Below are 19372 nucleotides of genomic sequence, written 5' to 3'. Positions count from 1 at the left end.
GTCATGGATCGCGCGACACTGGCGGAGTTCCTGCGCCGACGCAGGGAGGAGCTGCAACCCGAGGACGTCGGCCTGCCCGTGGGCGCGCGTCGCCGCGCGCCCGGGCTGCGGCGTGAGGAAGTCGCGTCGCTGGCCGCCATGTCCACCGACTACTACACCCGCCTCGAACAGCAGCGCGGCCCGCAGCCGAGCGAGCAGATGCTCGCGTCGCTGGCCCGCGCGCTGCGCCTGGACGCCGACGAGCGCGACTACCTGTTCCAGATCTCCGGTCGCAACGCGCCTTCGGCGGTCGCCGTCGCCACCCACGTCGCGCCCGCGTTGCTGCGGGTCCTCGACCGGCTCGACGACACGCCCGCGCTGATCCTGTCGAACCTCGGCGAGGTCCTCGTGCAGAACCGCTTCGCCGACGCCCTCTACGGCGACCACTCCCGTCACACCGGCCTCGCCCGCAGCGGCATCTACCGCTGGTTCACCGACCCGGACGAGCGCCTCATCTACCCGGAGGACGACCGCGCCCGCCAGAGCCGCGCCCAGGTCGCGGGCCTGCGCGCCGCGTACGGCTCGATGGGGCCGCAGTCCCGGGCCGGCGAGCTGGTGCGCGCGTTGCAGCACGAGAGCGCGGAGTTCGCCGAGCTGTGGGAACGGCACGAGGTGGCGCGGCGGTTCGAGGACCACAAGACGTTGATCCACCCGCAGCTGGGTGCGATCGAGGTCGACTGCCAGGCCTTGTTCACGGAGGACTGGTCGCAGTCGCTGCTGGTGCTGACGGCGGCGCCGCGGACGGAGGCCGCGGAGAAGATCCAGCTGCTCGGCGTGCTGGGGCACGAGCAGTTCGCGGCACCGGCTCGCTGATCGTTGCGCGGGGGCGGATCGGTCACGTCGCCGTGCCCGATCGGCTCGGGCGATGACTGGTCCTGGTTGACGGGAATCGGGAAGTCCGCGCCGGGCTGACAGGATTGCCGATCTGTGTCCGCGGTTCCGGGGAGGAAACGAGCATGTCTGAAGACCGCCGTGGTGCTAGCTGCACGCCTCGTTGAGGGTGACCGCGTCGACGTTGTTCGCCTTGATCTTGGCGACGACCTCGTCGACGATCTTCGGGTACTGGGTGCCGGGGTAGCAGCCGGCGTAGCCGCTGGAGCAGACGTTCATCTGCAGCAGCGAGTACGGCGACCGCCCGTGCCCGGCCTCGGCCGCGCCGGCGGTGGCGGTGGTGACGGCGGGGACAGGAGCCCGAAGGCCAGCAGACAGAACAAAACAGTGCGCAGACGCGCTGCGAAACGTTGAGTCACGAGCAGATTCTGCGGCCCGGGCCGGGCCACCCGAAGACCTCTCGGCAAGAGTTCACCGGGTGGACGTCCGGCGGGCAACTTTCGTCCCGGCGTTCGGCGCTTTCCGTTGCGCCACTGCGGTTTCTCGCGATCGCGGGCACCACGGAACCTGCGCCGGCGGCTTCCGTGGTGCCCGCGATCGCGTCAGCCGCGCCCCGCGGGCCGGGGCAGGTCGAGGTGCTCGCGCAGGGTCGACCCGGTGTACTCCGTGCGGAAGCGGCCCTTCGCCTGAAGCTGCGGCACCACGTGGTCGACGAAGGTGGCCAGCTCGTACGGGAGGGTCGAGCCCATGATCGTGAACCCGTCGACCGCGCCCGCGTCCTGCCAGGTGAGGATGTGGTCGGTGAGCTGCTCGGGTGTGCCGACGAAGTGGTACTGCCCCGCACCGCTCTTCATGGCCGAGGTCAGCTGTCGCAGCGTCGCGGTCGGCTCGGCGCGGGCCGCCTCGACGAGCTGCGCCGCCCGGCTCGACGCCGCCGGCGCTTCGAGCAGCTCCGCGGGCAACGGCGCGTCCGGGTCGTACGCGTCCGGATCGAGCCCGGCGGTGTAGAGCACGTTCTGCCAGCGGAACTCCTCGCTGGACAGGTCCTCCAGGCGCTGGGCCTTTTCCTGTGCGGCCGCTTCGGTGTCGCCGAGCGTGATCATCAACGCCGGCAGCACCAGCACGTGCTCGGGAGCACGCCCGGCCTTGGCGGCTTGCGCGTGCAGGTCGGTGCGGAACGCGACGGCCGCCTCCAGCGACGGCGGACCCGAGAACACCAGCTCCGCGTGACGCGCGGCGAGCCCGATGCCCGCGGCCGACTGCCCGGCCTGCACCAGCACGGGCCACCCCTGCGGCGAGCGCGGGAACGGCAGGATGCCCTCGACGTCGTAGAACTCGCCGTGGAAGTGCGGTGCGTGCAGCTTCGACCGGTCGGCCCAGACACCGTCCGGGCGGTCGCCGACGATGGCGTCGTCTTCCCAGCTGTCCCACGAACGTTTGACGACGTCGACGAACTCGTGCGCCCGCGCGTAGCGGTCGGCGTGGTCGGGGTGTGCGGCCTCGCCGAAGTTCGCCGCGGCCAGTGAGGTGACCGTGGTGACGATGTTCCAGCCCGCGCGCCCGCCGCTGAGGTGATCGAGCGTCGCGAAGCGGCGCGCGAGCTCCCACGGCTTGTTGTACGTGGTGGATCCCGTGCCGATCAGTCCGATGTGGCTGGTGACGCCGGCCAGCGCCGACAGCACCGAGATCGGGTCGAACTGCGTCTGCGGCAGGTGCGACACCCGGTACTCGGGGATGGCGATGTTGTCGGCCAGGAACACCGTGTCCAGCAGGCCGCGCTCGGCCGTGCGCGCGATGTCGGCGAAGTACGGCAGGCCGAGGACCCCGCGCACGTCCTCCCCGACCACGCGCCACGCGGACTCGTGGTAGCCGTTGGGCCAGATGAACGCGTTGAAGTGCAGCGGTCGCATCACGCCAGGCCCTGCTGCTTCAGCCAGTCCTTCGCGACGTCGGCGGCCGGGTCACCGTCGGCGTCGACACGGCTGTTGAGGTCGCGCAGCTCGTCGGTGGTCAGCTTCGCGCTCACGGCGTTCACCGTCGCCGCGAAGTCCGCGCCCCGCTCGTCGAGCACCTTCTGGCTCACCGCCGGCACGACGTTCTCCGTCGGCTCGATCCCGAGGTCGTCCTTGAGCACCACGTACTTCGAGTCACCGGCCACCGGGCTCACCGAGTCGACCGGGATCACGGTCGCGCCACCCGAGTCGAGCTCCTGCACCCGCGGGCCGATCTCCTGCACGGTCTTGAACGTCGCGTTCGTGAGCTTGTACACGTCCTGGAAGCCCTTGAAGCACGGCAGCCGCGTCTCGCACTCGGGACCGCCCGCCATCACGACCTTGTCGAGCTTCTTCAGGTCGCCGATCGTCGAGAGGCCCTTGGACTTAGCCAGGTCGGCCTTCACGATGTAGACGTCCTTGTCCTCGGCCGGCGCGTAGTTCAGCAGGCCGATGCCCTCGGGCTTGAACAGCGCCGCCAGCTGGGTGTGCTCCCCGGCCGCGTCCTTCACCGCGTCCTTGCCGAAGCCGGTCGCGATGGCCGCGCCCTGGTACTCCGGCACGAACTGCAGCTCGCCCTTCTTCAGGGACGGGTAGATCAGCTCGCGCGAACCCAGGTTCAGCTTCCGCGTGACCGGGTAGCCCTTCGCCTCCAGCGCGCCCGCGTAGATCTCCGCGAGGATCTGGCTGTCGGTGAAGTTGAACGACGCCACCACGATCGGCGCGCCGCCCTTGCTCTGCGCAGCCGGCTGGTCACTGCCGCCGCCACCGCAGGCCGTGAGGCCCAGCGCCGCCACGGCCAGCAGCGCGGCCGCTCGGATGGTCCGGGTCCAGCGCACGTGCCCACACTCCTCGGGTCGAGAACGGTCTGGGTGACCGATCACTGGGACCCTATAGACGGGTACCGACAGAAACCACATCGTGGGAATCACACGGGGGCGCCGTCCGCTGTGGACAGCGGTTATTCCCGATTCACGGCCAGAAATATCGGTCCGAAAGGTCATCCGCGACGAGCCACCGGTGCAACAATCGAAGACGCTCGCGGACGACCTGATCCCGAAGGCGACAGCCCCGTGACAAGAACGCTGCTGGTCCTGGTCCTCGCGGCGGGCCTGGCGATCTTGGTCGTCTCGCTGACCGGCGGTGACTACCTCCAGGTTCCGCTGACGGTGTTCGTGGTCCTCGGGGCGGGCCTGCTTGCGCGATGGGCCGCCAAGCGCTCCCGCAAGCGTTGAGCCGCGGATCCACCCGGCGCCGAACCGGGAACCGCCGAACCGAGAACCGTCGAAGCACGCATGGTCGCGGCACCTGCGACCGGGCTACGTTGATCACGTGACGAGTTACGCGATCGTGGGGTCCGGCTGGCGCGCGGAGTACTTCTGGCGGCTCGCGGACGAGCTCGACTGCCTCGGTGTGGTGTCGCGCAGCCCGAAGGAGCTGCCGGTGCCCGTGTTCACCTCGCTGGACGAGTGTCTCGCGAAGAAGCCCGACTTCGTGGTGACGTCGGTGCCCTGGCACGTGACGCCCGGCCTGATCCGGGAGCTGGTGGGCCGCGGCGTGCGGGTGCTCGCGGAGACACCGCCGGCGCCCGACCTGGACGGCCTCAGGGCGCTGTGGCGAGACGTCGGCCCGAGTGGTCTGGTCCAGGTCGCCGAGCAGTACAGCCGGATGCCCGCCCACGCGGCCCGCATCGCGCTGGCGCGCTCGGGGGTGATCGGCGACATCACGCGCGTCGACGTGTCCTCCACGCACCAGTACCACGCCGTGTCGTCGATGCGGACCTTCCTCGGCGCCGGCCGCGGTCCGGTGGAGGTGCGAGCCACGCGGACGACCGCGTTGCTGGCGGACCCGCTCTCCCGTGCGGGCTGGGCCGAGAACGTCGAGACCAAACCCGCGGTCACCACGTTCGCCACGATCGTCTTCGAGCAGGGTCTCGGCGTCTACGACTTCACCGACAACCAGTGGCACAACCAGCTCCTGCACCGCCGCCTGCTCGTCCGCGGCACCCGCGGCGAGCTGGCCGACCAGGACGTCCTGCGGCTGACCGCCGACCGCACGATCGTCCACACCCCGATCGTCCGCCGCCAGACCGGCTACGACCTCGACCTCGACGGCTTCGACACCGACCACCTCACCTTCGGCTCCGAGGTCCTCTACCGGAACCCCTACCAGGGCCGCCGGTGGAACGACGAAGAGATCGCCATCGCCACCCTCCTGGCCGACACCGGCGCCTGGGTCCGCGACGAAGGCCCGCCGCCGTACCCGCTGGCCGACGGCATCGAGGACCACCGGATCGCGCTGGCGATCGAGGAGGCAGCGGACCGCGACGCGGCGGTGCGCACCGAGCGCGAAGCCTGGCACTGACCAGCGCAAGCAGCACACCAGTGGTCTGCACCACCGGAACCGATTCAGCCGCCAGGTGAATCGGCCACTGGTACAGGCGGTGGATTGACGGAACCCCACGGAACGGGCAAAGATCGTAGACACCCCGATCTGACAACGTTGTCACCCGAAAGGAACGCGATGAGAGCGCGGAAACGCGTGTTCGCCGCCTTGGTGCTCGCCAGTGCCGTGGCCACAGCGGCCACCACCACGGCAGCCACCGCCCAGGCCCAGCAAGGCCCGAAGTTCGCCGACGACCCCACCACGCTCGTCGACACCAGCATCGGCAACAACGGCGACGGGACCACGTTCCCGGGCGCCGCGGTGCCGTTCGGGATGGTGCAGCTGAGCCCCGACACGCAGCTGAACCAGTACGCCTCCTACGACTACAAGCAGGACACCATCCTCGGCTTCAGCCACACGCACCTCTCGGGCGTCGGCTGCCAGACGATGGGCAACTTCCGCTTCATGCCGACCACCGGCGCCGTCACGTCGTCGGACCCGGCGCAGTACGGCGCGAAGTTCAGCCACGCCAACGAAACCCGCGCGCCCGGCTACTACGGCGTGAAGTTCGACAACGGCATCCAGGCCGAGCTCACCGCGACGCAGCGCACCGGCCAGCACCGCTACACCTACCCCGCCGGCTCGGGACCCGAGAACGTGCTGGTGGAGGTCGGCCAGAGCAACGGCTCCACCTACGCCGGCGACGTGCACGTGGTCGGCAACGACACCGTCGAAGGCTGGCTGCAGGGCGGCAACTTCTGCGGCGAGACCGGCAAGGAGCGCTACCGGATCTTCTTCAGCGCGAAGTTCGACCGGAAGTTCCAGAGCTTCGGCACCTGGACCGACGGCACGATCACCCCGAACCAGCGCGACGCCTCCCGCGGCACCCAGCGTGCGGGCGCTTACCTGACCTTTGACCCGAGCAAGGGTGACCAGGTCGGCGCGTCCGTGGGCCTGTCCTACACCTCGATCGACGGTGCCCGGCTCAACCGCAAGACCGAGCAGCCGAAGTCTTTTGACAAGGCGCGTTCACAAGCGCACAACACCTGGGAGAACGAGCTCGACCGCATGCGGGTGGCTGGTGGAACAACACCAGACCAGCGTACGTATTACACCGCGCTCTACCACTCGCTGCTGCACCCGTCGGTCGGGTCCGATGTGGACAACCGCTACCGCGGCTTCGACGACCAGGTGCACAAGGCCGATTCGACGTACTACCAGATGTTCTCGCTCTGGGACACCTACCGCTCGCAGAACCAGCTCGTGGCGCTGCTGCACCCGGACAAGGCCGCCGACATGGCCAAGTCGGTGTTGCACATCTACTCCGACGGTGGCTGGTTACCACGCTGGGGCCTCGGCAACAGCGAGACCAACGTGATGTCCGGCGACCCCATCACCCCGTGGGTCGTGGACCTCTACAACCGCGGCCTGCTCGACAACCGCACCGCGCACGGCCTGTTCGACGCGCTCTGGAAGAACGCCAACGAGGTCCCCGCCGACCAGTCGATCTTCCGCGGCCGCGACGGCAACCCCAGCTACGTGCAGAACGGCTGGGTCGCCTACCAGAACCTGCCGGGCTACAAGTTCGGCGACAGCCGCCAGGCCGGCTCCGCCACGCTCGAGTACGCGCTAGGCGACTGTTCGCTTTCCACCATGGCGGCGGGGCTGGGTTACCAGGACAAGGCGAAAACTCTCGCAGGCCGCTGTGACAATTTCACCAAACTCTGGGACCCGACGATCACCTCCCAGGGCTTCACCGGCTTCCCCGTCCCGAAGAACGCCGACGGCTCGACCGTGGGCAACCCCGACCCGACGCAGACCAACGCCTTCCACGAGGGCACGGCCTGGCAGTACCAGTGGATGGGCCAGCAGGACCCGCAGACCCTCTTCGGGCTGATGGGCGGCGCCGGGCAGGCCGAGCAGCGGCTCGACAAGTTCTTCGACATGCCCACCGTGCTCACGGACCCGGCGAAGGCCGCCGCGGACTCCTGGGTGACGGGCGCCTACGACTACCACAACAACTTCGCCTTCAACCCCAACAACGAGCCCGACTTCGCCGCCCCGTGGATGTACACGTGGACCGGCGCGCCGTGGAAGACGTCGGCCGTGCTGCGCGCCATGCGCACGCTCTTCACCGACAACGTCTACGGCATGCCCGGCAACGACGACCTCGGCGCCACCTCGTCGCTGCTCGTCTTCGCCATGGCCGGCATCTTCGAGGCCCAGCCCGGCTCCGCGACCTACGTGATCACCGCGCCCATGTTCGACAAGGTCGAGATCCGGCCCGAACACGGCCGCACGATCACCATCGAGGCCCCGGGCGCCAGCGCGTCGAAGCTGCAGTACGTGTCCTCGGTCAAGACCGACGGCCCCGGCAACCGGGGCAACGACGGCAAGCTGCGCCAGAGCTGGCTGTCGCACAAGGACCTGCTGCGTGCGGGGACGATCAAGATTCAGCTCTCGGACACCCCGACGAGCTGGGGCGTCAACGCCGGTCCGCCGGCGGTGGCGCGCGCCTGACAAGTCCGGGGTTGCGGTCCAACAGGGCCGCAACCCCGGGCTTCAGTGCTTCAGGCCTGCGTACGCACGGCGGCAAGCACGCCCTGCCACGCTTCGCGCGAGACGGTGAGTTGTCCCGCTTCGCGATTCTTGGTGTCCCGGACACCGATCTCGTCCGAGACGGCCACCTCGACACACTCGGAATTCGCCTGACTGTAGGACGACTTCCGCCACTGGGCAGCCTGCATGTCTGGCCTCCGCCTATCTCGCTGCCTCCGCGATCACCTCGCGGCTGGCTTCTTCGCTCAACGCCTCTCCGGCCAGAAGCCTAGCAAGCTGCTGATAGAGACTCCCATCCTTATCGCTGCTGAGGAACGAGGTAGTACTGAACTGCTCAAGCAGTACAACGGGATTCCGATGGCCATATTCATAAATCGTGAACGATCCCGCCATGCCGGGGTGGTATTGCGGCCGTCGTGGCAGGACTCGCAGTGTGACGTTGGGCCGCTCCGACAAGGCCAGTAGGTGATCCATCTGGTCTGACATGACCCAATCAGGTGCCAACGGTTCATCGATGGCATGGAGGGAAATGGTCGCGGAATACTTGATCGGATCGCGCCGAGTAAGAATCTTCTGTCGATCGAGCCGAACCCGAATGCGCGCATCTGTCTGGGTGTCGGTGAGTCCCGAAGCTTCGAATACCCTGCGTGCATAATCCGGTGTCTGCAATATTCCCGGAATAACATAGGTAGCCCACGCGCTGATTGACTTTGCACCCTGTTCGTATTGCAGCAGGGTGGTCAATTCCGGAGTCAGCTCCGCCTCGCCGGTGGCCATCCAGTTGGGGTCCCGGACATTGCGCGCCAGGTCCATGATCCGCCGCTTCGACTCGCCGATCACGCGGAAGAAGCCCAGCATGGCGGAGACGTCCTCGATGGAGGGGATGCGGGTTCCGGCTTCCCAGTGCGCGACGAGACTCGGGTTCAGGTCGAGTGCCCGCGACAGTTCGCGAAGGCCGAACTTCTTCGCTTCGCGCACTTCGCGCAGCGCCGCACCCAGCGCCACGGCGCGCGGGGTGCCAGAAGGCTTGGTCATGGGCGTCAGCATACGTAATCGGATGATCACCCGGGCCGCCGTTGGCGTTTACCGCTGTGCACAGAAGGCTAAGTTCGGCACGTTGCTGAATAGGGGAGACCGCTGTGTTGAGATGGCAGCAGGCCGAGGGAAAACGGCACGCCCTCGAAGGGCCTTTCGCGCCGCGTCCGGAGGAATCGTTCGTCGCGTTGTGCGGGGTGGAGGTGACCGTGGCGCGGGAGGACGTTCCGCAGCTCGGCGGGAATTGGTTCGATCCGACGTGTGCGGTGTGTTCGTCGGCGTGGTTGAGCCGGACGTGAACGACACCGTGCTCCTCGAGCGGATCCGGGATCTGCACGCGTCGCTGGCCACGGATCTGGCGTTCCTGGCGCGCACGTTCGAGGAAGACCTGCCGCGCCCCGACGCGTTGCGCGACCTCGGCGAGCGGTTGCTCGACCTGGGTGGCGCGCTGGTGACCAGGTCGGACGAGCTGAACGCCGCCATCCTCGCCGTGCTGCCGCCCGACGGCTGGCTGCCCGAGGCGGGCACGCGCCGGCACGTCATCGGGCTGGTGCACCAGGTGGGGCCGAGGCCGTTGCGGTGCGGGAACGTGTTCCTGGCGTTGTGCGGTTCGGCGTGTTACCCGTTCTACGGCCGCGACGCCACGAACCGCGCGGCACGGCACCAAAGGTGCGAATCGTGCCAAGCCCGGGGCTCTTCGCGAGCGTGACCGGCGGTTTTCGTGTTGGCTGGACCGATGGCAGAGGACGAGCAGGGGGCGAAGGACGAGAAGGGCCAGAAGGACCAGAACGACCCGAAGAGCCAGAAGAGCCAGAAGACGAGCACCGAGCGGCTGTTCAAGATCGCGATCGCGCTCAAAGGGCTCGACGGCGCGCTGCAGCTGGTCGGGGCGCTGATCCTGGCGTTCATCCCGTCGTCGGTGGTCACCGGATTCACCCATGCCGTGATCACGCGCGACCTGCTGGGCGACCCGTCGGGCACGCTCGCCCACCACCTGGAGCTCGCGACCGAGCACTTCGTGGACGGTGGGACGAAGACGTTCGCGGTCGCGTACCTGCTGGCCCACGGCGTGATCAAGCTGGCGCTGGTGTTCGCGCTCTCGCGCAAGTGGGTGCGCGCCTACCCGGTGGCGATGGTGGTGCTGGGCGCGTTCGTGGTCTACGAGGTGTACCGGGCGATCGACACGCATTCGATCGCGTTGCCGTTCTTCGCGGCGCTCGACGCGGTGATCATCGTGCTCGTCTACCGCGAATACCGGCAGCTGCGCCGGGAACGCGCCGATCAGCGTGAGCCGGGCAGCCCGGGCTCAGGCGGCGCCGGTTCAGGCAGCTGAAGGAAATCGTTCGGTGACGATGGCGGCCACGTCCACCTCCGGCTGTTCGACGAAGAGCGCGGTGGCGTTGTCGGTGCCGCCGAAGGCGATGGCCGTCTCGACCAGCGCCGCGGCGCCGCGCTCGGGGTCGGCCAGGATCTCGTCGATGGTGGCCGGCGGGAGGACCTTGTGCACGCCGTCGCTGGTGAGCAGCAGGCCGCCGCCGACGACCTCCGTCGTGCCGATCTCGTCGGGTTTCGTGGTGCGCACGCTCGTGGTGACCATGTGCTCCATGCGCGGCGAATACGGCTGGTGACGCGCGCGGAAGTACTCGGCGAGCGTGTGGTCGGTGGTGAGCTTGCGGATCATGGTGCCGTCCCAGGCGTACGCGCGGGAGTCGCCGACCCACGCGATGCGGTAGCCGCCGGGGAAGGGCATGGCGACCACGAGCACGGCGTCGCCGGTGCCGCCGAGCTCGCGCAGGGCGCGCTGGGCGTTGAGGATCGCGGCGACGGGCCCGCTCTGCACGGGCGTGCGCGCGGCGGCCGCGGCGGCGGTCTGGGCGGCGCGGCCGGCGCCGGGGTCGTCGCCGACGCCGTCTGCGAGAGCGAAGGTGATCCCGGGCGCGCCGGCGAGGGCGTAGGCGCTCACGGCGTCGGCGTTGCGCTCGCGGAGGCCCTGGGCGCTGGCGGTGTGCCAGCGTGGGTATCCGGCCATCGTGACCTCCCGGGTGTTCGCGGCTTCCCCCTTGCACTTTCCAGAATGCGCCCGTTTCCTGGGAACATCCTGAGGAGTGGCTGTTTTTCCCCTGTTGGCCTAAACCTCTGCCTCACACACGCGGAGGCCGCCTCGCGCTGGGCGAGATGGCCTCCGCGTGGTCACTTGGTGAGGTCGTAGACGGTCGTGTTGCCGACGGTGGTGGCGGTGAAGTTCGTCGCGACCCACTCGGTGATCTCGCCGGAGCCGCCGCCGGGCCCGCCTCCGCGGCCGCCGTCGACGTAATAGGAAACCTGGCCGTTCGCCACGTACTGCTGGAACTCCGCGAGCGTCGGGGCCGGGTCGCTGCCGGACCAGCCGCCGACGCCGATCACGGACTTGCCGCTGGCCAGTTCCAGGCTCGCGGCCGACTGGGAGCCGGTGGTGGCGGCGGCCCACTTCGTGGTGGTCTGGGCCAGTAGCCGGCTGACTGCGGTGTCGGCCTGTTCGCCGCCGAAGCCGCCCCCGCCGAACCCGCCGGTGGTGGCCGGGCCGGACGTGGGGATGGAGCCGGTGTGGGGCTGGGCGGCCGTGTCGACGGCGTAGGCGGCGGTGCCGAGGCCGAGCGTCAGCACACTCACCGCGGCCAGCACCACCAGCGCCTTGCGCAGCGGGGGCACGCCGACGACCACGACCGTCGCGACGAGGACCCCCAGCACCACGATGATCCACCGCAGCGCGGGGAACCAGTCGGGCGTGCGGTCGAGGAGGATGAAGCTCCACACGGCCGTCACGGCGATCATCGCGCCGAGCACGGCCCGTGGCGCGGTCTGGGCGCGGCCGCGCGACAGCGCGTGGCCGGAAATCGCGACCAGGGCGGCGATCGCGGGGGCGAGCTGTACGGCGTAGTACGGGTGGATGGTGCCGCTCATGAAGCTGAACACCAGTCCCGTGACGAGCAGCCAGCCGCCCCAGACGACGAGCGCGGCGCGGGTGCGGTCGGTGCGCGCGGCGCGGCGGGTGAACCACAGGCCGGCGACGAGGCCGATGATCGCGGCGGGCAGCAGCCAGGAGACCTCCGTGCCGAAGCTGGCGCCGAACATGCGGCCGAGGCCGGAGCTGCCGCCGAACATGGTGTTGCCGCCCGCGTTGCCGCCGCCGCCGAAACCGCCTCCGGCGTTGCCTTCGCCGCCGAAGATGCGCCCGAGCCCGTTGTAGCCCAGTGCCAGCTCCAGGAGGCTGTCGCCGGTGCTGCCGCCGATGTAGGGACGGGACGCGGCGGGCCACAGCTCGACGAGCGCCACGAACCAGCCCGCGGACACGACCACGGCGGCCGCGGCGGCGAGGAGGTGGAGCAAGCGCTTCCCGAGCGTCACCGGGGCGGCGATGAGGTAGGCCAGCGCGAAGGCGGGCAGGACGAGGAAGGCCTGCATCATCTTCGTCAGGAAGCCGAAGCCGATGGCCACACCGGCCAGTGCGAGCCAGCCCGGGCTCGCCTTTTCCAGTGCCCGCACGGTGAAGTAGGCGGCGGCGATGAGCAGCAGGACGAGCAGGGCGTCGGGGTTGTTGAAGCGGAACATCAGCGCGGCGACGGGTGTCAGGGCGAGTCCGGCACCGGCGAGGAGGCCGGGGACGGGGCCGGAGACCCGGCGGACCGTCAGGTAGAGCAAGCCGACGGACGCGACGCCCATGAGCGCCTGCGGGGCCAGCACCGTGAAGCTGGAGAAGCCGAAGATGCGCGCGAAGGCCGTGCCGACCCAGAGGGCGGCGGGTGGTTTGTCGACGGTGATCACGTTGCCGGAGTCCAGCGAGCCGAAGAGCCAGGCCTCGACGTTCTGCGTGCCCGACTGCACGGCGGCGGCGTAGAAGGAGTTGCCGAAGCCCGAGGCCGTGAGGTCCCAGAAGTAGAGCACGGCCGTGAGGGCCAGGAGGCCGAACACGGCCGGGCGCACCCACGGCGGCGAGTTTTCCTTGCGGTGTATCGGGTTCTTCTTGGCGGGGACGGCGAGCGTGGCGGTCATGGGGTCTCCTCGGACGGGCGCCGGCGAGGGTTGAACACCCAGCCGCGCAGCAACAGGAAGCGCAGCACCGTGGCGGCGAGGTTCGCCAGCACGAGCACGGTGGTCTCCAGCACGAGCCCGGGGTGGGTCGTGTGGTTGAGCAGGGCCAGCGAGCCGCTGGTGAGCACCAGGCCGAGGCCGAACACGATCAGGCCCTCGAACTGGTGGCGCCCGGCCCCGCCGCGCCCGCGGACGCCGAACGTGACGCGCCGGTTGACCGCGGTATTGGCGACAGCCGTGACGAACAGGGCGAGGAAGTTCGCGGGCTGCGAGCCGATTCCGTTGCGGAGCAGAAGGAACAGCAGCAGGTACGCGGCGGTGCTGGCGACCCCGACGGCGGCGAAGCGCACGAGCTGCTTCACGAGGCCGGGCGGGACGCCGGGCGCGGTGACGCCGATGGGCTCGCGCCCGAGCTGCTCGCGCAGGCGGCGCACGGGGATCTCGCCGGTGAACGTGGCCCGCGTGATGCGCACGATGCCCTTGAGGTCTTCGGTGGCCGTCTTGACGATGTGGACGGACGACTCGGGGTCGTCCACCCAGTCGACGGGGACCTCGTGGATCCTCAGGCCCGCGCGCTGCGCGAGGACGAGGAGCTCGGTGTCGAAGAACCAGCCCGTGTCCCGCACGTGGGGGAGCAGGCGGCGGGCGACGTCGGCGCGGATGGCCTTGAAGCCGCACTGCGCGTCGGAGAACCGGGCGGCGAGTGCGCTCTTGAGGATGAGGTTGTAGCAGCGTGAAATGAACTCACGTTTGGGGCCGCGCACCACGCGCGCGCCTCGCGCGAGCCGGCTGCCGATGGCGAGGTCCGAGTGACCGGACAGCAGCGGCGCCACGAGCGGCTGGAGGGCGGCGAGGTCGGTGGAGAGGTCGACGTCCATGTAGGCCAGCACCTGGGCGTCCGAAGTGGACCAGACGGCGTTGAGCGCGCGGCCGCGGCCCTTCTCGTCGAGGTGGTGGACCTCGACCTGGGCGAACTCTCTCGCGAGCCGCTCGGCGACGGGGAGCGTCTTGTCGGTGCTCGCGTTGTCCGCGATGGTGATGCGGTAGGCGTAGCCGGCGTGCTCCTCGAGGTGCGCGTGCAGCCGGCGGATGCAGGGCTCCAGGTCGGTTTCCTCGTTGTACACCGGGATCACGACGTCGAGCACCGGCTGCGGCCCACCGAGGCCGACCGGCGTCGACCCGGGCCGGGGCTGCGGCACTTCCGCCTTGGCCCCGGTTCCGGTTCCGTTTCGGGAGGGTGCGGTGGCGTTCATGGGAGCCATCGTTCGGCTCCCGGCTTTGGCCGGCTTGTGGCGCCGCTGTGGGGCGCCTGTGGGTCGGCTCCCGATCGGGTGATCTTGAACGGCTGGGGGTTGCTCGTAGGATGGGCCGATGCTGTTCGAGGCACGGCTGCGGGAAGGCATCCACGCGGGGCGCGTGACCGTGATGGTGCGCAGGTGGGCGCGCAACAAGGCGATCGCCGGGCACCGGTACCGGACGGGCGTCGACCTCATCGAGGTGGAGCACGTCGACGAGGTGGCCGTCGAGGATCTGACGGACGAGGACGCGGTGGCGGCCGGCTACGCGGATGTGGCGGAGCTGGTCGCGAACCTGCGTGGGGACGAGTCGGTGCCGTTGTACCGGGTGTCGTTCCACGTGGTGCAGGGCGGGGATCCGCGGGACACGCTGGCGGCGGACGCGGCACTGTCGGGTTCGGACGTCGAGGCGATTTCCGCGCGGTTGACGAGGTTTGACGCTTCGGGTCCGGATGGGCCGTGGACGAGGGCGGTGCTGGAGGCGATCGAGGCGAACCCGGGGCTGCGGGCGGGGACGCTGGCCGAGCAGCTGGGGTGGGCGGAACTGCTGGTGTTCAAGCGGTCCGTGCGCAAGCTGAAGGACCTGGGCCTCACGCTCTCGCTCGAGGTGGGGTACCGGATTTCGCCGCGGGGCGAGGCTTATCTCAGGTTGTCAGGTCGTACACGGTGACACCGTCCACTGTGGTCGCCTGGTAGGTGTCGGCGACCCAGGTGGCGATCTGCCGGGCGTCGTCGCTGCCGGAGCTGCCCTGCATCAGGAGGCCGTCGCCGAGGAAGTAGTGGATTTGTCCGGTGTGGACGTACTGCTGGAACTGGGCGAGGGTCGGGTACGGGTCGGTGCCGTTGAAGCCGCCGACGGCGAGGACCGGGAGGCCGCCGGCGAGCTGGTAGCCGGCGGCGTTGTTGGAGCCGACGGTGGCGGCGGTCCAGGTGTGGCCGGGGGTTTCGAGGAGTGCGGTGAGGTTCGGGCCGGGGGTGGCGGTGCCGAGGAGGCCGCCTGCTCCGCCTGTTCCGCCTCGTCCGCCTGGTCCTCCGAAGCCGCGGCCGGTCGCGGGGCCGGCTGACGGGATGGCGCCGCTGTGGGGAGTCGCGGCGGTGGCGACCGTGTAGGCACCGGTGGCGGCCAGGAGCGTCACCAGGCCCAGGACCGCGAGCCCCCGCGCGGCGGTGCGGCCGAGCTGGTTGACGAAGAACACCGCCACGGCCGCGAGCAGCCCGGCGACCAGGATCGCGGGCGCGAGCCACGGCTGCCAGGACGGTTCGCGGATGAGCAGGACGTACGAGGTCACGGCCGTGAGCGCGAGGCCGCCGCTGAGCACGCCGGCCGCGGCGGGGTCGTCGCGCAGGCGCCACAGCTGCACCACGGCCGTGCCGACGAGCGCCGCGACGGCCGGGGCCAGCGCGACCGTGTAGTACGGGTGGATGATGCCGCCCATGTAGCTGAAGACGAGCGCCGTGACCAGCAGCCAGCCGCCCCAGATCACGAGCGCCGCGCGGCTTCGGTCGGTGCGCCGGGCGCGGCGCGTGAACCACAGGCCGGCACCCAGCGCGAGCAGCGCGGGGGGCAGCAGCCACGCGATGCCGCCGGCCATTTCGCTGCCGAACAGCCGGAAGAGGCCCGTGGTGCCCCAGCCGCCGCCGCGTCCGCCGCCGACGCTGCCGGTCTCGTCGCCGGTGATGCGGCCGAAGCCGTTGTAGCCGAAGGTGAGGCCGAGGAGGCTGTTGTCCTGGGAGCCGCCGATGTAGGGCCGATCCGCGGCGGGCCACAGCGCGACGACGGCGAGGTACCAGCCCGCCGAGACGACGACGGCGCCCAGCGCGCCGGCCAGGTGGAGGACGCGTTTGCCTGCCGGGGTCGGCGCGGCGATCAGATACGCCAGCCCCAGCGCGGGCAGCACGAGAAACGCCTGGAGCATCTTCGCGAGAAACCCGAACCCGACGGCCACCCCGGCCAACGCGAGCCACCTCGGACTGGCCTTCTCGATCGCCCGCACCGTGCAGTAGGCGGCGGCGATGAGCAACAGGACGAGCAGTGCGTCGGGATTGTTGAACCGGAAGATCAACGCGGCGGCCGGCGTGAGGCTCAGGATCGCCCCGGCCAGCAGCCCCGCCGCGGCTCCCGAGGTGCGGCGGACGGTCGCGTAGAGCAGATAAGTCGACCCGACCCCCATCAGCGCCTGCGGCACGAGCACGCTCCACGCGTTCACCCCGAACAGGCGCGTCGCCAGCCCCATCACCCAGAGCGCCGCGGGGGTCTTGTCGACGGTGATGCCGTTGGCCGCGTCGCTCGACCCGAAGAACCACGCCTTCCAGCTCTGCGCCCCCGCCTGGGCGGCCGCGGAGTAGAACGCGTTGGCCCACCCGGAGGCGCTCAGGTCCACCAGGTACCCCACCGCCGTCCCCGCGAGCAGGACGGCCAACGCCGGCCTCACCCACCGGGGCCGGCTGACATCCGCCGGCCTGGGCTGCGCGGCGGGAATCGCGACTGCGGTCATGACAGCCACCCTGGCGCCCCCGCCTGGGCCGGGCATGTGGACACCCTGTGTACCCCCTGTGCGACGCGACGTCACAGCGTGAGCGGACATCACGGGTGGTAGGGGGAGGATTCAGGCTTCGATCTGCGCGGGCTCGCGGGCGCGTTGCACAGGGACGCGAACTCGGTGCGGCGGGGCGTGCTGCGGCTTCGACGGTCCCGTGGCGGGTCACGAGTGCGGTCGCCGTGGCGTCAGGCTTTTGTGCCGCGAGCTTGCTTGTGCGCTGTGCCGGACGGCGGTCGCACGGCGAACTCGGGGCGGGCGTGCTGTGGACCTCGGTGGTCCGGGGCTTTCCCGCGAGCTTTCGCCGCCGCGTCAGGCTTCGATCTGCGCCACGGGCTCGCCCGTGCGCTGGGCGGGGACGGCGACCGGCAGCCGGACGGCGAACTCCGTCCGCCCGGGGATGCTGTGCACCTCGATGGTCCCGTGGTGCGCCACCAGGACGGCCGCGGCGATGGCCATGCCGAGGCCGGTCGAGCCGGCGGCGCGGGAGCGGGAGGAGTCGCCGCGGGCGAAGCGTTCGAAGACGGCCGGGAGGAGGTCCGGGGGGATGCCGGGGCCGTTGTCGGTGACGGTGATGACGGCGGTGCCGTCGGCGGAGCGGGCCAGCGACGTCACGACGGTGGTGCCGGGCGGGGTGTGGACGCGGGCGTTGGCCAGCAGGTTGGCCAGGACCTGGTGGAGGCGCTGGACGTCGCCCTGTACGAGCACGGGGGCGTCGGGCAGGCGGAGCTCCCAGTGGTGCGAGGGGCCGGCCACGTGGGCGTCGCCGACGGCGTCCGCGACGAGGCGGGCCAGGTCGACTTCGGCGACGTCCAGGGGGCGGCCCGCGTCGAGGCGGGCGAGGAGCAGGAGGTCTTCGACCAGCGTCGTCATGCGGTCGGCCTCGGATTCGATGCGGGCCAGGGACCGGGCGACGTCCGGGGGCACGTGCATGCGGCCGCGGCCGGCGAGTTCGGCGTAGCCGCGGATGGCGGCGAGGGGCGTACGCAGCTCGTGGCTGGCGTCGGCGACGAAGCGGCGTACGCGCATTTCGCTGGCGTGCCTCGCTTCGAGCGCGGCGGAGATGTGGCCGAGCATGAGGTTGAGCGCGGAGCCGACCTGGCCGACTTCCGTGCGGGGGTCGGTGTCGCCGTCGGGGACGCGCACGGACAGGTCCACGTAACCGCGGTCCAGCGGCAGCTCGGACACGCGGGCGGCCGTCGCGGCGACGCGGTCGAGCGGGCGCAACGTCCGCCGCACCGCGAAGGCGCCGATGAACGCCGCACCCGTGACGCCGGCGGCCGCGACGCCGAAGAGGATCAAGCCGACGGTGAGCAGCGTCTGCTGCACTTGTTCCAGCGGCACGCCGGTCACCACCACGCCGTCGGGGATCGGGGTCGCGGTGAGGCGGTAGTCGCCGAGGTCGCCGACGGTGCGCGAGTACGCCCGGCCGTCGGCCGGCATGCTCTGCAACGCCGCGAGCTGGTCGTCGGTGAGCGTGACGCGCTGGCCGTGCTGGGAGAGCGAGCCGCCGTCGATGAGCCGGCCGCCGGAGAAGTGGGCGTTGACGGTGCCGGCGCCCTGCCCGGGCGCGTCGAGCGGGTTGTGGCCGCCCAGCGGCCCGCCGTGCGTCGCGAAGTCCTGCGCGCGCCCGGCGGCGGCGTAGAGCTGCCCGTCGGTCTGGTCGATGAGGAACGCGCGCAACGCGAACTCGCTCACCACCCCGATCACCAGGCACACCAGCGACAGCAACGCCACGATCGCCACGGTCAGCTTCACACGCAACGACAGCCGCCCGAAGCGGGTCCTCGCGCGCTGAGTCATGCCACGAGCGTGCGGGCGCCGGGTGTGGGCCGCATGTGTGCTGCCTGTGAGCCCGCTGTGATGTCGGGTGTCCGAAAAGTCGGGGTCACAGCCGGGGCTGACGGCAGCCACAGCCCCGGCACAGGGTCCGCCTCGACGGTTGGTGGTCATTCCCCTTCAGCCGTAAGGAGCACACGATGCCCGAACAGTCCACTCAGGACACCACTCCCACCTGGGGCGCCGTGTCGAACCGCCCGGCTCCGGAGGGCGCAACGCCGAGCAACCCGGAGCCGAACGGCGCAACGCTGAGCAGCCCACAACCGAAGCGCGCGACGCCGAGCAACCCGCGGCGCAAATGGGTCGCCGGCGGGGTCGCCGCAGTGGTCGCCGTCGGCGGCGGCGCCGCGATCTGGATCGCGAGCAGCTCCGCCGACGCCGGCACGGCCACCGCCGCAGGCCCGGGCGGCTTCGGCACCGGCGGCCCCGTCGGCTCTGGCGGCCCCGCCGGTACCCTCGGCCAAGCCCTCCACGGCGAATTCACCACCACCGACGACACCGGCGCCTACGTGACGAAATTCCTCCAGACCGGCAACGTCACCGCCCTCTCCGCCACCTCCCTCACCACCCGAAGCGACGACGGCTTCACGAAGACCTACACCCTCGACTCCACCACCGCCACGGGCATCACCACCGGCGAGAAGGTCACCGTCATCGCCACCACCACCGGCGACACGGCCACCGCCACCTCCGTCACGGAAGCCATGGACGGCCCGCCGTCACAGTAAGGTCCGCGGGCGTCGCTCGCTTCGCACACGACCGAACCGGCAGGGCTGACCTCGACCGGCAGCGA

19 protein-coding genes are annotated in these 19372 nt (G+C 70.5%); 9 read left to right on the top strand and 10 right to left on the bottom strand.

All coding sequences use genetic code 11. From position 1 onward, the window contains the following. Positions 1 to 3 precede the first annotated feature (3 nt). A complete protein-coding gene (locus ACQPXB_RS35250; RefSeq protein WP_366583939.1) occupies positions 4 to 852 on the top strand; it encodes a helix-turn-helix transcriptional regulator in 849 nt (282 codons plus the stop codon). Positions 853 to 1017: 165 nt separating this feature from the next. Here the strand turns inward: ACQPXB_RS35250 and ACQPXB_RS35245 are convergent, their stop codons facing one another. The 3 genes from ACQPXB_RS35245 to ACQPXB_RS35235 form a co-directional block, all read right to left on the bottom strand. Further along, the gene (locus tag ACQPXB_RS35245) at positions 1018 to 1149 is read right to left on the bottom strand and encodes a hypothetical protein (protein ID WP_432845895.1); all 132 of its coding nucleotides are present in this window, start codon (positions 1147 to 1149) and stop codon (positions 1018 to 1020) included. A gap of 323 nt (positions 1150 to 1472) precedes the next feature. Continuing rightward, the gene (locus ACQPXB_RS35240; protein ID WP_432845894.1) at positions 1473 to 2780 is read right to left on the bottom strand and encodes an LLM class flavin-dependent oxidoreductase; all 1308 of its coding nucleotides are present in this window, start codon (positions 2778 to 2780) and stop codon (positions 1473 to 1475) included. Continuing rightward, positions 2780 to 3700 (bottom strand): ABC transporter substrate-binding protein, encoded by a 921-nt coding sequence (locus tag ACQPXB_RS35235; RefSeq protein ID WP_366583936.1) that lies wholly within the window; start codon positions 3698 to 3700, stop codon positions 2780 to 2782. Before ACQPXB_RS35235 ends, ACQPXB_RS35240 begins: the two co-directional genes overlap by 1 nt. A 234-nt stretch (positions 3701 to 3934) precedes the next feature. Here ACQPXB_RS35235 and ACQPXB_RS35230 point away from each other — a divergent pair, with 234 nt between their 5' ends. The 3 genes from ACQPXB_RS35230 (at position 3935) to ACQPXB_RS35220 (ending at position 7766) form a co-directional block, all read left to right on the top strand. Next, complete coding sequence (locus ACQPXB_RS35230) at positions 3935 to 4096, top strand: hypothetical protein (RefSeq protein WP_432845893.1); 162 nt, start codon at positions 3935 to 3937, stop codon at positions 4094 to 4096. Between the two features lie 97 nt (positions 4097 to 4193). Beyond that, positions 4194 to 5225 carry a hypothetical protein gene (locus ACQPXB_RS35225; protein ID WP_366583934.1) on the top strand — a complete coding sequence of 344 codons (1032 nt, stop codon included), beginning with the start codon at positions 4194 to 4196 and terminating at the stop codon, positions 5223 to 5225. Positions 5226 to 5384: 159 nt separating this feature from the next. Further along, entirely contained in the window at positions 5385 to 7766 is a 2382-nt protein-coding gene (locus ACQPXB_RS35220; RefSeq protein WP_432845892.1) for a GH92 family glycosyl hydrolase, read from the top strand. Positions 7767 to 7816: 50 nt separating this feature from the next. Here ACQPXB_RS35220 and ACQPXB_RS35215 read toward each other — a convergent pair whose 3' ends face one another. Together ACQPXB_RS35215 and ACQPXB_RS35210 are read right to left on the bottom strand one after the other, a co-directional pair. Next, complete coding sequence (locus ACQPXB_RS35215; RefSeq protein WP_432845891.1) at positions 7817 to 7993, bottom strand: DUF397 domain-containing protein; 177 nt, start codon at positions 7991 to 7993, stop codon at positions 7817 to 7819. A 13-nt stretch (positions 7994 to 8006) separates the two neighbouring features. Further along, positions 8007 to 8840, bottom strand: coding sequence for a helix-turn-helix domain-containing protein (locus ACQPXB_RS35210; RefSeq protein WP_366583931.1), 834 nt, complete (start codon positions 8838 to 8840; stop codon positions 8007 to 8009). A gap of 104 nt (positions 8841 to 8944) precedes the next feature. Here ACQPXB_RS35210 and ACQPXB_RS35205 point away from each other — a divergent pair, with 104 nt between their 5' ends. Genes ACQPXB_RS35205 through ACQPXB_RS35195 form a run of 3 tightly spaced genes read left to right on the top strand, consistent with a single transcriptional unit; the run spans position 8945 to position 10173 of the window. Beyond that, a complete protein-coding gene (locus ACQPXB_RS35205; protein ID WP_285973809.1) occupies positions 8945 to 9139 on the top strand; it encodes a zinc finger protein in 195 nt (64 codons plus the stop codon). After that, the gene (locus ACQPXB_RS35200; protein ID WP_386955954.1) at positions 9121 to 9549 is read left to right on the top strand and encodes a hypothetical protein; all 429 of its coding nucleotides are present in this window, start codon (positions 9121 to 9123) and stop codon (positions 9547 to 9549) included. Before ACQPXB_RS35205 ends, ACQPXB_RS35200 begins: the two co-directional genes overlap by 19 nt. A 27-nt stretch (positions 9550 to 9576) precedes the next feature. Next, entirely contained in the window at positions 9577 to 10173 is a 597-nt protein-coding gene (locus ACQPXB_RS35195) for a DUF2127 domain-containing protein (protein ID WP_366583929.1), read from the top strand. Here ACQPXB_RS35195 and ACQPXB_RS35190 read toward each other — a convergent pair. The 3 genes from ACQPXB_RS35190 to ACQPXB_RS35180 form a co-directional block, all read right to left on the bottom strand. Then, positions 10162 to 10869 (bottom strand): PP2C family protein-serine/threonine phosphatase, encoded by a 708-nt coding sequence (locus ACQPXB_RS35190; protein WP_432845890.1) that lies wholly within the window; start codon positions 10867 to 10869, stop codon positions 10162 to 10164. The two genes, ACQPXB_RS35195 and ACQPXB_RS35190, sit on opposite strands and share 12 nt — an antisense overlap. Before the next feature lie 161 nt (positions 10870 to 11030). Continuing rightward, entirely contained in the window at positions 11031 to 12869 is a 1839-nt protein-coding gene (locus tag ACQPXB_RS35185) for a glycosyltransferase family 39 protein (RefSeq protein WP_432845889.1), read from the bottom strand. Continuing rightward, positions 12866 to 14161, bottom strand: a complete 1296-nt coding sequence (locus ACQPXB_RS35180; RefSeq protein ID WP_366583926.1) for a bifunctional glycosyltransferase family 2/GtrA family protein — start codon at positions 14159 to 14161, stop codon at positions 12866 to 12868. Before ACQPXB_RS35180 ends, ACQPXB_RS35185 begins: the two co-directional genes overlap by 4 nt. A gap of 118 nt (positions 14162 to 14279) precedes the next feature. Here ACQPXB_RS35180 and ACQPXB_RS35175 point away from each other — a divergent pair, with 118 nt between their 5' ends. Continuing rightward, on the top strand, positions 14280 to 14873 hold the full coding sequence (locus ACQPXB_RS35175; RefSeq protein ID WP_386955958.1) for a hypothetical protein: 594 nt from the start codon (positions 14280 to 14282) through the stop codon (positions 14871 to 14873). Here ACQPXB_RS35175 and ACQPXB_RS35170 read toward each other — a convergent pair. Then, positions 14848 to 16698 (bottom strand): glycosyltransferase family 39 protein, encoded by a 1851-nt coding sequence (locus ACQPXB_RS35170; protein ID WP_432845888.1) that lies wholly within the window; start codon positions 16696 to 16698, stop codon positions 14848 to 14850. The genes ACQPXB_RS35175 and ACQPXB_RS35170 overlap by 26 nt on opposite strands. Before the next feature lie 354 nt (positions 16699 to 17052). Beyond that, the gene (locus ACQPXB_RS35165) at positions 17053 to 18543 is read right to left on the bottom strand and encodes a sensor histidine kinase (RefSeq protein ID WP_432845887.1); all 1491 of its coding nucleotides are present in this window, start codon (positions 18541 to 18543) and stop codon (positions 17053 to 17055) included. Positions 18544 to 18719: 176 nt separating this feature from the next. Here ACQPXB_RS35165 and ACQPXB_RS35160 point away from each other — a divergent pair, with 176 nt between their 5' ends. Next, positions 18720 to 19307 carry a hypothetical protein gene (locus ACQPXB_RS35160; protein WP_432845886.1) on the top strand — a complete coding sequence of 196 codons (588 nt, stop codon included), beginning with the start codon at positions 18720 to 18722 and terminating at the stop codon, positions 19305 to 19307. The last annotated feature ends 65 nt before the right edge of the window (positions 19308 to 19372 follow it).

The sequence above is a fragment of the Amycolatopsis sp. CA-161197 genome (assembly GCF_050942255.1).
Lineage (GTDB): Bacteria > Actinomycetota > Actinomycetes > Mycobacteriales > Pseudonocardiaceae > Amycolatopsis.
Note: the sequence above shows the minus strand (reverse complement) of the source record. Positions and strands in the feature narration are given on the sequence as shown.